Below are 12,836 nucleotides of genomic sequence, written 5' to 3'. Positions count from 1 at the left end.
TGTGTGAGAAATATGGCCTCTGAATACGAAATGTCGTTCAACGACTACCTAGCTATCATCAAGCACCACGCCCTGCTGTTGATCGTGAGTTTCGTGGTCATACTCGGCGTGTGCATAGCGGTAGCGATCTCTCTCCCGCCGACCTATGAGTCATCCGGCACGATTCTGGTGGAGTCTCAACAGATTTCGCCAGACCTGGTGGCGGCCAACAACAATACCTTTGCCGATGAGCGCATCGAAGTCATTCGCCAGCGCGTGATGACCCGTGAACATCTGGAAGGGATCATCGACAAATACAATCTTTTTGCTTCGCAAAGCCGGCAACTGAGCGTTAGCGAGAAGATTGAAGAAATGCGCAATGCGATTGTGGTCTCCCTGGTCAGTGCTGCGGTCAAGGGGCGCGGAGAGGTGACGATTGCTTTCCGTCTTTCCTTTGAGCACAGGCAGCCAGAGGTTGCGAACAAAGTTGCCAAGGAACTGGTGACGCTGTTTCTGGATGAAAACATCAAGCAGCGTACCGAACGCGCCAGTGAAACGACAGAGTTCCTGACGCAGGAGGCGGACAAACTCAGGGTGGAACTGGAAGCCCTCGAGAACCGGTTGGCGGACTTCAAGCAGGCACACAGCAACGCGCTGCCCGAGCATCAAGAGCTGCGCATGAATATGTTGACGCGCGCCGAAACCGAGCTTAAAGAGGTCGACCGTGACTACAAAACTGCCCGTGAGGACTTGCGCTTCAATGAGCTGGAGCTTTCCGCCGCGAATGCCGGGCTAGCGACCAGGCCTGGAACACCCGGTGCGGCAGTTGATAAACCACAGGATCTCGCTAGCCTCAAAGCGGAGTACATCCGGTTGCAGTCGCTGTATACGCAAGCCCACCCCGACGTGCGTGCCGTCAAACGCAAAATTGCTGCACTTGAGGCTGGCAAAGGTGCTGGTTCAGCGGCTTCGGTCAATCTGGACGTTGCCAAGGCCCAGGCGCGGATCACCGCAGCGGAAGCACGTATCAAGTCGTTGGCCGATCAAAAGCAGCAAATACTCGGAAAAATAGCCGAATACGAGGCACAAATTATTGAGACGCCGCAAGTCGAGCGCGGCTTGGTCACGGTGATGCGTGACCATGATAATGCTCGTAAAAAATATGAGGAGATTCGCACGAAGGAAATGAGTGCGAAAATTTCCGAAAGCCTGGAGCAGGAAAACAAAGCCGAGCGTTTTGTTCTTCTGGAGTCGCCGCTGATGCCCGAGAAGCCGGTACGGCCTAACCGTAAAAAAGTGGTTGCCATGGGTTTCTTGCTTGCCCCGGTGGGTGCTGGCGCGCTGGTGATGTTCCTCGAGATGATAAGTCAGCGTGTACGCGGTGCCCAGGCCTTGGCCAGCGTGCTGGGTAGACGCGTATTGGTTTCCATTCCCTACATTCACACCAAGGCTGAACTGGCACGCCGCAGGAAGTGGCGAATGCTATTGATCGTCTGTGGAGTCGCGACAATCGCGATTTTTCTGGTGCTCCTGCACTTCCTCTACATGCCTCTGGATCTTCTGATGTTTAAAGCTCTGGGCCGGTTTGCGTAAGGAATATAGCCATGGAAATGTTCAATCCCGATACCGAAAAAACCGAGCAACAGACCTCGTCAAAAGCCATGACACCGACCGCGCAGTCCACAGGTCTGAATGCACTCAGTTATGTGCAAACCAAGGTTGTACCTTTGCGACCAGATCACCTTGAGCGCAACCGCATTGTGGCTTACAACAAAAATTCGAGTATGAGCGGGGCATTCGATCTACTGCGTACACAAGTTCTAAAAACCATGGAGGAAAATGGCTGGCGCACGCTCGCCATCACCTCGCCGACACCAGAGGCAGGCAAGACGGTGTTGGCTATAAACCTGGCGATGAGTATCGCGCATCACACGACCAAGACGGCGTTGTTGGTGGACTTCGACTTGCGTCGTCCGAAGGTGGGTGAGTACCTGGGTCTGCCGATGGATAAATCGCTTAATGAATTGTTGGCAGATGAAGCTGAACTGCAAGAAGTATTGGTCAATCCGACCTTGCCGCGCTTTGTGGTTTTGCCGACGCGCGAGCCGATTCCTCTTTCCACCGAGGTGTTGTCATCGCCTGCAGTCAGCCATTTGATTGCTGATCTGCGCGAGCGCTACAACTCACGCATCGTGATTTTCGACTTGCCGCCGTTGTTGAGTTCGGATGATGTGATTAACGTCCTGCCCAGGTTCGACTGCGTCCTGCTCGTTGTCGCTAACGGATTGAACAGCAGGAAAGAGATCGAGGAAAGCCTGCATCATCTTGGGACAGCCAATCTGATTGGCACGGTGTTGAACAAAGCCGAACCCGAAAACCGCTCTTACTACTAGAGCATCACCCGCAGGAGGTCGGCGCTATTGGCTAGCGCCGGCGGTCAGTGCCAAGGGTACTTCTGCTCCCAGCTCCAGGCGTGCGCCACTATCTGTTCAAGTGAGCCAAATTGCGGTTGCCAGCCAAGTAATGTGTTGGCCCTGCGGGGATCGGCCACAAGGCGTGGTGGATCGCCCGCGCGACGTGGCGCTTCGCTGACAGATATATCCTGGCCGGTCACGTCGCGCGCGGTATCTATCACTTCCTGTACTGAGAAACCTTGACCGTTACCGAGGTTGAACGCCGTGCTTGCACCTCCTGCCAGCAGATAATCCACGGCAAGCGCGTGAGCGGCAACAAGGTCGACAACATGGACGTAGTCGCGAATGCAAGTGCCGTCAGGTGTGTCGTAATCACGGCCATAGACGGTGATGGTTGCGCGCCGTCCGGAGGCTGCTTGCAGGATCAGGGGCAGCAGGTGGGTTTCCGGTTCATGGCGTTCACCTAACTGTCCTTCAGGGTCTGCTCCGGCGGCGTTGAAGTAGCGCAGGCACACCGATTTCAGCCCATAGGCGCGGTCGAAATCTTCAAGCATCTGCTCCACCATCCACTTGCTGCGCCCATAAGGGTTGATCGCGGCTTTGGGATGCTCCTCGTCGATCGGTACATACACCGGGTCCCCGTAGACGGCGGCGCTCGAGGAAAAAATGAAGTGTTTAACCCCGGCGCGAACCATCGCCTGGAGCAGCGTCAGGGTGGCGGCGAAGTTGTTTTGATAGTACTTGGCAGGTTCAGCGACGGATTCGCCCACCTGTATAAAGGAGGCGAAGTGGAACACGGCATCAAAGTGGTGTCCCGCAAACAGGGCGTCCAGCGCCTGTTCGTCGGCTATGTCCAGTTCGACCAATGTCCCGCCCCTCAACGCGCTGCGATAACCCGTTGAGAAATTGTCTGCCACCACAAGATCGTGACCTGAACTCAGTAGCTGCTTCACCATGTGCGAGCCGATATAACCCGCGCCACCCACCACCAAAAATTTCATCCTGATCTCCGATTTCCTGGGCACTATCGCTGTGCAAGCTACTGCCTGTCGAACTTGATTGTAGTCGGCCATCAAGGCAGGTCGCGGGCAGCTTCTTCATTTGCCCCGCAATGCCAAGTGTGAGCAGTGTCAAGCCTTGCGACTCGCTACGTTTGGAACGCCAAAGGACAGAATATTTCGAACACGTTGCAGCGAGCGCGCCAATTGAAGCTACCCTCTGAGGAGACATTTGGGCATCCTGCGAGGATAATTATCAAATGAAAAATCCTGCCAGAATTATCGATTACTCATTAAAAATATTTAAAGCGGAATGGCCAAATTTAGTATTGTGGTCATTTCTGCTATCACCGTTGATTGTTAGAACGCTGGCAAACTATCAATACTCTAAAATTGATTTATTGGTCGTTTACACCCTTGGCATGTCGGTGTTGTGGCTTTTGGCAATTAGATTTGTTTCATCCAGTCAATTCAAGGTTCACATTATTCTGCTGCCGTTCTATTTGGTAGCAGCTATTGATCTGTTTTTGGTGCTGAATTTCAACTCGAGATTAACAGCTGCCTATATATTCATTGGTTTGACAAACTATCAGGAGGCCAGCGAGTTTCTGCCGACCTATTGGCAGCCCATTAGTATCGTTTTGGTGGTTTTCATATTGTGCTATGGGGCTGGATTAATAGGCCTGCACAAGCGTGAGTTGTATAAAAACAAAGGTATTTTTGTTTTGGTTGTTAGCGCCTTGTTAGTGGGGTATGGGGCGTATTTTTATAAAACCGTCAAACTTAATTCATTCGGGAAATCTGCAGTCATGGACCTCCTGGCAAAAGATCAAAGCACGCCAGTAGGTTATTTGTCACAAATTGCCTTGACTGCAAACTTGTATTTGGGGACGGAGAACCTTATCAAGCGCCGTCGGGAGTCTGATGTAAAAATAACCAGTATGTCGGATCAATCCAATATAGAAACCATTGTTTTTGTCATCGGTGAGTCATCACGGCCGCAGAACTGGTCCCTCTACGGTTATAACAAGGAAACAACCCCGAATCTCGGTAAGCAGGCAGGGCTTTTCAAGTTTAATCAGATCTGCACGACAGCCCCCTATACCTCGTTTGCGGTTCCTTCAATGCTGAGCCTTGAGCCTATATCGGATTGGGACGCCATTGCGTCGACAAAATCATTGGTAAGTATATATCGCGCCGCCGGGTACATGACCTATTGGTTGTCTGTGCAAGAGGTTGATAGTTTTGGCGGAATAATTCCACAAATAGCCGCAGAGGCACAATACCGTCAGTATTTTGAGAGAAGCTATGATGGGGCATTGATTTCAGAGTATGAAGAAATACTAAATAAAAGCGATACACAAAAGAAAGCCATATTCATTCATGTCAAGGGTAGTCATTTCGAGTATTCACGCCGATACCCGGAAAATTTCGATAAGTTCAAGCCTTCAACAGACAACTTCAAAGACAAAATCACCGCAGAATATGACAATAGTATTTTGTATACGGACTGGCTATTGAGCACCATTATTGATCGGTTGAAGTCAAGCAAAAAACCATCTGTCTTGTTTTATTCATCGGATCATGGTGAAAACATGATGGATGACAGTCGAGGGCTCTTGGGTCATGGTATTGGCAATAAATATGATCTCCCGGTTTCGGCATTTATCTGGGCATCCGATAATGTTTCAAACCCGCAATCGCTCAAGCTTTTAAAGTTGAAGGCGAGAGAGAGTCAGAAAATCAGCATTTCCTCCTTGTCGCATACGCTTTTAAATATCACAGGGGTTTTCACGAGCAGGTATAAAAGTTCGGAGGATTTATTGAGTGATGATTTTGTATCGTCGAAATGTCCACATTTGCTCGGCGCAGGCTATGTTCCATCGTTTGATTTTGACGCCCTTTAAACAGCCCTCGCGGAACAACGCCGCAAGGCGTTGTTCCATCAGGTTGAAGTTGGCTGCGCGTCGCCTAAGGTTGTGCTTGCGTGACGCCTTTTTTCAAAAACAACCAGTTCGACGCCTGCAAGCCGTCGAACTTGATTGTATAGCGGCCATCAAGGTAGGTCGCGGGCAGCTTCTTCATTTGCCCCAGAATACCGTGGGTGACCAGTGTCAAGCCTTGCGGTGCCTGGATGGTTAGCGTGCCCTCGAGTGGCTCAACGTAAAAAGGTATTTTGTCGTCGTCCTGGGGGATGGCACGGGTGCCTAACGAAATCAGCAAATCCTGCGATCGGCTCAAAGGCGAGTCGTCCAGACTTTGCACCACCACACTGGCATTGGCGGTCTTCACTTGAACCTTAATGTTGCCAAGGCTGATCGACTCACCGCCGATCCAGCCGGTAGCGGCCTGGGTGCGCGGCGTATTGATGGTGTAGACGCCTTGTTTCCAGTTGCGCTTTAGCTCACCGGTGTCGGTCGTGGACTCGATGGCATTGGCGTCCAGCAGCGACTGGTCAGGGGCATGAAATTCCTTTGCATTGCTTGGGATAACGCTCTGTTGCAACCAAGGCAACTCCGGCGTCTGTGGCATCGCGATTTCCAGCTTGCCTTTCTCCATGGCTGTGCGCAGGAGAGCAGAGTTGGCCGGTGTGATCATTTGGTTGAACAGGGTGGCTGACGACGGCGCGAAGACGTAGGTCGTTGTTGCTTCGCGAACGTCTGCACGGCGATAAAGCAGGGCGGCGGCGGGCAGGGTGGCCAGCATTGCAGGGTCGTTATAGGCGTGCCAGTTGTTGGCACTCATCCCTACGCCCCCCATTGGTTCCTGGCTGTAGGCATATTGCATCAGTGCATCCCAGCCTTGGTGGCTGGCGGTGCCGGCGATATAGAGTGGCAGCGAGTGACGGTCTGGTATCGGGAAGGGCTCATTGTTCCACTCGGTGACAGTCAAGGGTTTGCCGATGACCTGGCCGGCGGCAATCCAATTCACTATGCCGTCGCTGTAGAGCGGGTTTTTCTCGACCTGTCCCGAGCCACCGTAGCTATGGACATCGATTACGTCGCCGGCGGTAAGGGCCGGCAGGGAGTTCAGGCCATTGCGGCCCCAGCTACTGGTCGTGGCGATGGGGACCTTCACGCCTATTCCACGCAGGTGTTGAATCATGTCGACGTTGAAACGTCGCTCCAGATCGTTAAGGAACATCTTGGAAGGGCCTGGCTCCCAGGATCGCCAGGTCTGGTCTGCAGACAGATTGTGCTGTTTGGCAAAAGCCTCGGCCTGCGCCATGTAGACGCGGTTGTGCTTCGGCAAATTCTTGTCTGGCAGCAGGGCGTTGCCAAAGTGGTTGGTGACGTCGTTTTCGTTGGTAATCAGTACGGCGGCAATTGCCGGGTCGTCTTTGTAGGCGAGACCGGTATAGCTGTTTACATGGGTCAGGTAGGCTTCGGTAAAGCGCTTCATGGCTTGTTGAATGGAGAGATTTACATAGGAATAGCCCTTGAGATAGGTGAAATTCTGTTCTTCTTTCGGCAATTCATCGAAGCCATCAATGTTGTCCTTTTCAGTAAAGACTCGCTGGACGTGCAGATCGAGCCACACATAAATGCCCTCGTCTTTCAGGCACTTGATCCACCAGTCGATTTTTTTCTGCGATTCCGGGCTCAGTTGCTGGGTGCTGCGCGTGACCCTCCCGTCGCCAAAGATGTTCGGGAAGACCCATGGCGAGTCATGGTGGTGCAGTCGTACAAGATTGAAGCCCAGTGCAGACAGGCGTTTGGCCTGCAGCTTGATTGCATCGTCTGACGTGAGGAACAGCGCGTAAGCCGAAAGGTTGGTGCCCCAGAAACGCGCCGCCGTGTTGTCGGCAAATAGCAATTGCTCGCCGGAGGCTTTGACGAAGCCGCGCTTGCCTGCAGGTTTTTCCTGAGCGTTGAGAAAGGACAGGTCGACCGGCGAGGTTTTCCAGTCGAGCTTGTCAGTCGGCCAGCTCTTTGGGTCCGACAGTCCGAAGCGCTCGGTAGTGGTTGGGCCGACCGCCACATCGCCAGAAACGCTCAAGGTCGCTGTGAAATCCAGGCGGCCAGGTTTGATTGTGTTCTTGAAGAAAAAAGCACGCACCTCGGATTTACTGCCCGGTTCCAGGTACACACTCGCCAGTGCGGGCTCGAAGCGCATTTCGATGCGCCGCCCTTGTGCATTGCCCCAGGTCCAGCCGCGGTTGTCGGGTAGCAAAGTGGGTTCGCCCATTTCTCCAGCGAAAAGAGCGGGGTCGAATTCGAAGACAATGCCACCACCTGAAATGCCCGACTTCCCGCTGTGTGCATCCACGGCAAAGTTCCAGGTCAGCTTCTGCTCGTTTTGCTTCTGAATCTGCGCAGTCAAGTCGAAATCCAGCGCTTTGTTTTTGCCTGCAAGGGAGTATCGATAAGGGGCGTTTACCTTGAACTCGGTCTGCAAATACGTCCAGTCCCAGTTGCGCCCAAAGAATGAGAATGTCGTAGCAACTGCCGGACTGCCACCACGCTCCAGCATTGGCAGGCCGTTGCGCTCATCCACACTGACGACCCAGTCCGACGCCCAGATACGAAACGGCCAAATAGCCAAAAACAGCAGGAGCAGTATCTGGGGGCGGCGAGACAACTGGATCATGAGGTCTACCTGAGTTGGAGATGGGTACTCGCCGAGACGGCCGTCGAGGTGTGCTTGAGCCTGCGTGCCATCTGAGCGTAGGCCACGCACAGTCCAGCTACCGACCAATACACCACAGGGATGACCGTGATACTGCTAACGGTAACGATGGTGATCAGGATCCCGACCAGTGTCGCCAGAAGTGCACGTCCGAGTCGGCGCGCCTCATCGTCTTCGTTGGGGAACGAACGCATCCCCTTGCGGATGCCCTGCAGGACACTGGCGAAAAAAACCACGAAGAGCGTCAAGCCAATCAAACCGAACGACAGCGCTATGCCGATATAGGTGTTCACGATATCGATGATCCCCTGACCCTGGATCATGGATTGCATTTCCGGTGTGCTGCGGAAATCGAAAGAACCCAACCAAGGGTTGCGCTGGATAACGATCAAGGCGTTATCAATCAAGCGCTGCCGGTAGGTGATATTTTCGACTTCCACCGTGCCGATAAACGGTAGCAGATCGAGCACTTTTTGCCCGCCCGGCACGATGGCCAGCAAGGGCAGGGCGAGCGCCCCGGCGGCCGCCAGCAGCATCAGGCGTTTGATCGCTTTACGGCCGGTGCCGATGAACACGACGATCATGACGGCTGCCCCGATCCAGGGGCCGCGCGACAGCGGTGCGAACAGACCACCGGCGAGCAACAGTGCGCCGAGGCTGCGCTGCAATTTGCTACGTACCTCCTCCTGCAAGTACAGATAAAAGCCGATGGCCACGCTGATGACTAAGCCCAGCGCAATGGCCTGGCCGGTAGTGGCGCTGGCGCGTAATGAGCCATCACGGCTCAAGTAGCCGGGATCCCATTGCATGCCCATGGCGTAGACAACCGCGCTGTACAGCTGCCAGTGCTTGGCATATTCGAAGAGACCTATAAGCGACAGCACCATGGCGGCGAGTACAAAACCGAACAGAGCGTCCTTGAAGTCGCTGAGGTTCTTCAGCGCCCGGCTGGCAACGTAGTAAGGCAAAAAAACTTCGATGAATATGTAGAGCATTTGGCGCAAGGTGTCGGTGACGGTGGTTTCGCGCAGGAAAAGCAGACTCGTCAGCAGGAGGTAGGCGGCTAACAGTTTGTCAGGCCAGGTGCGCCCGAAACTGACCGTGTCGGCGCGCTTGCGCAGAACCAAAAAAGCCGGAAGCAACACACACAGTGCCAGCAGACGAATATGGTTAATGGCAAAAAAATAGTTGATCAGGCCGAAGCCCGGAATCTCCGCCGTGGCCGGTGGGATGAGAAACAGCAGCAGGAAGAATAGCGCCACGGGATTGCGCTCGCGATTTCGTGCGAAGGTCAACACGATCGCGGCAATGCCTGCGTACACCCAGAAACTGTGCGAAACAAATGCCAGTAGCGTCAATACGAACCACAGATTGCGCCGACGAGTGAAATTACGGTCGGGAATCAGGTCTGCCGCTGGTCGACGTGCCATGGCAAAAACGATGCCAGCAAGGACCAGAATGACAATCAACGCTCGGAAGTGCTCAGGCATGGATGATTGGACTTATTGATTGATGAGCGACGGCTAGTGGAATGGCTAAACGCGACTATAGTTCCTTTTGAGCCATTGAGTCCGGGGATGATGCTATGTCGTTAGTTGATTTGTCGCCATCGTTGGGCCTTCGTAAGCGTGCGATCTCTGCCGGGGCATGGAATCTGGGGGCACTGGTTACGTCTCAAGCCTTTCGCTTGGGCGGCAACCTGATAATGGCCCGTCTGCTGATGCCGGAGATGTTCGGCATCATGATGATCGCCATCACCGTTTCTCTGGTTCTGCACATGCTTTCCGATGTCGGCTTGCGCCAGAACATCATCCAGAGCCCGCGTGGCGACGATCCGGTTTTTCTCAATACCATCTGGACCGTGCAGATCGTGCGCGGCTTTATCCTTTTTGCTTCGACACTTCTCCTCGCGGCCCTCGCCTGGTATGCACAGGCCCTCAATCTGTGGTCGCCCAATTCCACCTACGCCGCACCCGAGTTGCCGCTGGTGTTGGCCGTGACCGGTTTCTCGGCAATCATCGTTGGTTTTCAGTCGACCAAAATCGACCTGGCAGTGCGCTCTTTCCAGCAAAAGAAGGTGGTACTCACCGAGTTTGGGTCTCAGGTCGTCGGGCTGCTGGTCATGCTGGGCATCGGTTACTTCACCAGGTCCATCTGGTCGCTGGTGATTGCAGGTCTGGTCCAAACGATGGTCAACACGCTGCTGGGGCATGTCTGGTTTGAGGGCCCGTCTAACCGTCTACAGTGGGAGCGTTCTGCGCTCAATGAATTAGTCGGCTTCGGCCGTTGGATACTGTTGTCGTCGGCAGTGGGCGTATTGGCCATGTACGGTGATCGTGTCTGGTTCGGCGGCAGCATGACGGCCGGCGAACTGGGCGTTTACTCCATTGCCGTGCTGATTTTGGGAGCTGTTCAGCTTGCGTTGCAAAAGGTAGTCGGGGCCGTGGCCTTGCCGGCTTTCAGTGAGGCCTCAAGAACGAATGACACCGTACGGCTCCACGCTTTGTATTACCGCTTGAAATTGATGCTCGATCTGGCCTGCCTGTTCCTCTGTGGACTGTTCCTGACCGGCAGTCCACTGCTCATCAGCATCTTGTACGATGAGCGTTACGCTCAGGCCGGCAACATGATGGCCATTCTTTCACTCTCTTTTTTCACAATGCGCTACATGCTGGCGAATCAGGTCTGGATTGCCTTGGGGCTCACCAAGTACCAGGCCATGGATAACATTATTCGCGTGGTCTCGTTGTGGGTGCTACTGCCTCTGCTGTTGGCGATTGGCGGGGTCAAATATGCGATTTGGGGCGCTGCCCTGTACACGTTTCCTACGCTTATCCTGGTTTTTTATGTCAATTGTCGTCTGGGGATGTTCAGTCTCAAGCGTGAATTGGTGGTGTTGCCTATGCTGGCGGTGGGGGCATTGTGTGGGGAGTTATTGACGGATTTTGTTAAATGGCTTTGATCTATTTCTCTTGATGTTTCCAAAGCTGCGGCACCGCGTCGCCATTGAGGTATTGATGGCCGTCGGCAAAATGTGGCCTTGATGTAGTCGTTGAAATTTCCAGCGTAATCTCGATGTCGTGGAGCTTTGAATCATGAGAGAAACTGATTTGAATACCTCTGTGATGGGGCGCAGAAGCTTCCTCCAGGCTTCTGCTCTATTGAGTGTTGGAGGGGTCATGTTCGGATTTTCCAAAGCCGTTGCCCGGCCTTCTGCTGCTAAATCCGAGTTTGTTGTAATCAACGGATGGGTGCTGCCTGCCCGGCATTTTCGGCAAACACACGCATGATCAAAGACTACCAATCGCAGAAAGAACTCCGCGACCACTATGACATCTGCATCATCGGCGGTGGGCCAGCCGGGATTACGCTGGCCTTGCGTTTAGCCGGTAATGGTCGGCGTGTGGTGCTTGTCGAGGGCGGCGGGCACGACTATTCGCCGGTCTCACAGAACCTCTACAAGGTCTCATCATCAGGCCTCGATATGTATGCTCATGAAACACGCCTGCGCTATCTTGGCGGGACCTCCAATCACTGGGCCGGGCGATGCCGTCCATTCGAACCGTCGGACTTTACCGTGGGCCCTCCGGTACCCGTGCCGGGTTGGCCCATCGCGTTTTCCGAGATCGAGCGCAATCTGCCGGCGGCCATGGATATTGTCGATCTTCCGCCACACTCCGGTTTCAAGGCTATCAATGCGAGTCTGGACGGCAACGACTTTTACGCTGATCGTTTCCTGCTAAGCCCGCCTACACGATTTGCACAAAAATATGCCAAGGAACTTAATGAGACCGAGGGGCTGGATGTCTTCATCCATTGCAATTGCGTCGATCTTGAGTTCGACAGCAAGACCGGCCGCATAGCAACGATAGTCGTCTCGGACTATGAGTTGCATCGAGAGCGAGTCACGGCAAAACAATTCATTCTGGCGACTGGCGCGATCGAGAATGCCAGGCACCTGCTTAACAGCGAGTCTCTGGTAGCTGGCGGTATCGTCAGCAAGGATGGTTTCGTCGGTAGATGCTTCATGGAGCACCTGAACGTCGAAATGGGGACCTTCATCCTGAACGACGGGCAGGGTACAGATGCTCGGCAGGAGTACTTCACGACCGATGCATTCGTGATGGAGCACAAGTCAGGGAAAGGGAATGTGACGGCCACGCTTGTAGCTGAAGTGAAATCCTATGGGCGAATGGCTGCCATCAAGAGCTTTTTCGAGAACCTCGTTTGCGACGTGGGTGTGGAGCGCAAGGTTGAATTTATTGCCAAGTTCGATTGCCCTGGAGATGGGGTGCTCGGCACGCTGATCGAGCAGTTTCCCAACCCCAATAGCCGAATCTCATTGCTCGACGAGCGAGATGCGTTAGGGATGAGGAAGGCAAATGTTCATTGGGAACTGACCCCGGCAGACAGAAATACCGTCAAGTCCATAGGGCTCGAAGTGGCAAAGTGTTTTGCCGAAACAGGGTTGGGCTTTGTCAAGTTGGAAGAATACGTTTATGACGTCGATTTACCACTGAAGCTCAATCCCCATGCTCATCATATGGGGACCACACGCATGGCGACGTCGTCTGAGTTTGGCGTTGTCGACGAGAACTGCAAAGTGTTCGGTGTCGAGAATCTTTACGTGGCGGGGAGCAGTGTTTTCGCTACAGGCGGTGCCTGTAACCCCACGATGCCTCTTTTGCAAATTGTTTTAAGGCTGGCGGAACATCTTAACCATCAGATGGGCAGGTATTACTGAGGGGGGAGCATGTGTGGATTATTTGAGTGTTGGATTAGGGAAGCGTCTACTCTTAGGGTAGTGGTAATGAAG

General features: G+C 53.6%; 9 protein-coding genes. 6 read left to right on the top strand and 3 right to left on the bottom strand.

What is annotated here, in order from left to right; translation table 11 throughout:
- Window positions 1-12: 12 nt before the first annotated feature.
- Window positions 13-1,572, top strand: coding sequence for a GumC family protein (locus PMI27_RS19185; protein ID WP_008155777.1), 1,560 nt, complete (start codon window positions 13-15; stop codon window positions 1,570-1,572).
- Between the two features lie 68 nt (window positions 1,573-1,640).
- Complete coding sequence (locus PMI27_RS19190; protein WP_238545902.1) at window positions 1,641-2,372, top strand: CpsD/CapB family tyrosine-protein kinase; 732 nt, start codon at window positions 1,641-1,643, stop codon at window positions 2,370-2,372.
- Window positions 2,373-2,416: 44 nt separating this feature from the next.
- Here PMI27_RS19190 and galE read toward each other — a convergent pair whose 3' ends face one another.
- Window positions 2,417-3,394: a UDP-glucose 4-epimerase GalE gene (galE, locus tag PMI27_RS19195; protein WP_008155774.1), complete on the bottom strand. Its 978-nt coding sequence runs from the start codon at window positions 3,392-3,394 to the stop codon at window positions 2,417-2,419.
- A 257-nt stretch (window positions 3,395-3,651) separates the two neighbouring features.
- On the opposite strand from galE, the gene PMI27_RS19200 reads away from it, so the two are divergent.
- The gene (locus PMI27_RS19200; protein WP_008155772.1) at window positions 3,652-5,298 is read left to right on the top strand and encodes a phosphoethanolamine transferase; all 1,647 of its coding nucleotides are present in this window, start codon (window positions 3,652-3,654) and stop codon (window positions 5,296-5,298) included.
- Between the two features lie 64 nt (window positions 5,299-5,362).
- Here PMI27_RS19200 and PMI27_RS19205 read toward each other — a convergent pair whose 3' ends face one another.
- Both PMI27_RS19205 and PMI27_RS19210 read right to left on the bottom strand, forming a co-directional pair.
- Window positions 5,363-7,981, bottom strand: coding sequence for a hypothetical protein (locus PMI27_RS19205; RefSeq protein ID WP_008155769.1), 2,619 nt, complete (start codon window positions 7,979-7,981; stop codon window positions 5,363-5,365).
- Window positions 7,982-7,986: 5 nt separating this feature from the next.
- Window positions 7,987-9,510, bottom strand: a complete 1,524-nt coding sequence (locus PMI27_RS19210; RefSeq protein ID WP_008155768.1) for an O-antigen ligase family protein — start codon at window positions 9,508-9,510, stop codon at window positions 7,987-7,989.
- A gap of 95 nt (window positions 9,511-9,605) precedes the next feature.
- Here PMI27_RS19210 and PMI27_RS19215 point away from each other — a divergent pair, with 95 nt between their 5' ends.
- From PMI27_RS19215 to PMI27_RS19220, 3 genes are all read left to right on the top strand, one after another.
- The gene (locus PMI27_RS19215) at window positions 9,606-10,982 is read left to right on the top strand and encodes an oligosaccharide flippase family protein (RefSeq protein WP_008155767.1); all 1,377 of its coding nucleotides are present in this window, start codon (window positions 9,606-9,608) and stop codon (window positions 10,980-10,982) included.
- Between the two features lie 133 nt (window positions 10,983-11,115).
- Window positions 11,116-11,310, top strand: coding sequence for a hypothetical protein (locus PMI27_RS30340; RefSeq protein ID WP_081757403.1), 195 nt, complete (start codon window positions 11,116-11,118; stop codon window positions 11,308-11,310).
- Complete coding sequence (locus tag PMI27_RS19220; protein WP_008155766.1) at window positions 11,307-12,764, top strand: FAD-dependent oxidoreductase; 1,458 nt, start codon at window positions 11,307-11,309, stop codon at window positions 12,762-12,764. The genes PMI27_RS30340 and PMI27_RS19220 overlap by 4 nt, the downstream gene beginning before the upstream one ends.
- Window positions 12,765-12,836 lie beyond the last annotated feature (72 nt).

Origin of the sequence: Pseudomonas sp. GM41(2012), from assembly GCF_000282315.2 — a bacterium.
In the GTDB taxonomy this organism is placed as follows: Bacteria; Pseudomonadota; Gammaproteobacteria; order Pseudomonadales; family Pseudomonadaceae; genus Aquipseudomonas.
The sequence above is the reverse complement of the archived record's forward strand: the minus strand, read 5'-3'. Positions and strand labels throughout refer to the sequence as shown.

What these genes read in the sequence shown, in the direction of transcription:
- PMI27_RS19200 (WP_008155772.1), top strand. Translation starts at nt 3,652, where the DNA reads ATGAAAAATCCTGCCAGAATTATCGATTACTCATTAAAAATATTTAAA.
- PMI27_RS19210 (WP_008155768.1), bottom strand. Translation starts at nt 9,510, where the DNA reads ATGCCTGAGCACTTCCGAGCGTTGATTGTCATTCTGGTCCTTGCTGGC.
- PMI27_RS19215 (WP_008155767.1), top strand. Translation starts at nt 9,606, where the DNA reads ATGTCGTTAGTTGATTTGTCGCCATCGTTGGGCCTTCGTAAGCGTGCG.
- PMI27_RS19185 (WP_008155777.1), top strand. Translation starts at nt 13, where the DNA reads ATGGCCTCTGAATACGAAATGTCGTTCAACGACTACCTAGCTATCATC.
- PMI27_RS19205 (WP_008155769.1), bottom strand. Translation starts at nt 7,981, where the DNA reads ATGATCCAGTTGTCTCGCCGCCCCCAGATACTGCTCCTGCTGTTTTTG.
- PMI27_RS19220 (WP_008155766.1), top strand. Translation starts at nt 11,307, where the DNA reads ATGATCAAAGACTACCAATCGCAGAAAGAACTCCGCGACCACTATGAC.
- PMI27_RS19190 (WP_238545902.1), top strand. Translation starts at nt 1,641, where the DNA reads ATGACACCGACCGCGCAGTCCACAGGTCTGAATGCACTCAGTTATGTG.
- PMI27_RS30340 (WP_081757403.1), top strand. Translation starts at nt 11,116, where the DNA reads ATGAGAGAAACTGATTTGAATACCTCTGTGATGGGGCGCAGAAGCTTC.
- galE (WP_008155774.1), bottom strand. Translation starts at nt 3,394, where the DNA reads ATGAAATTTTTGGTGGTGGGTGGCGCGGGTTATATCGGCTCGCACATG.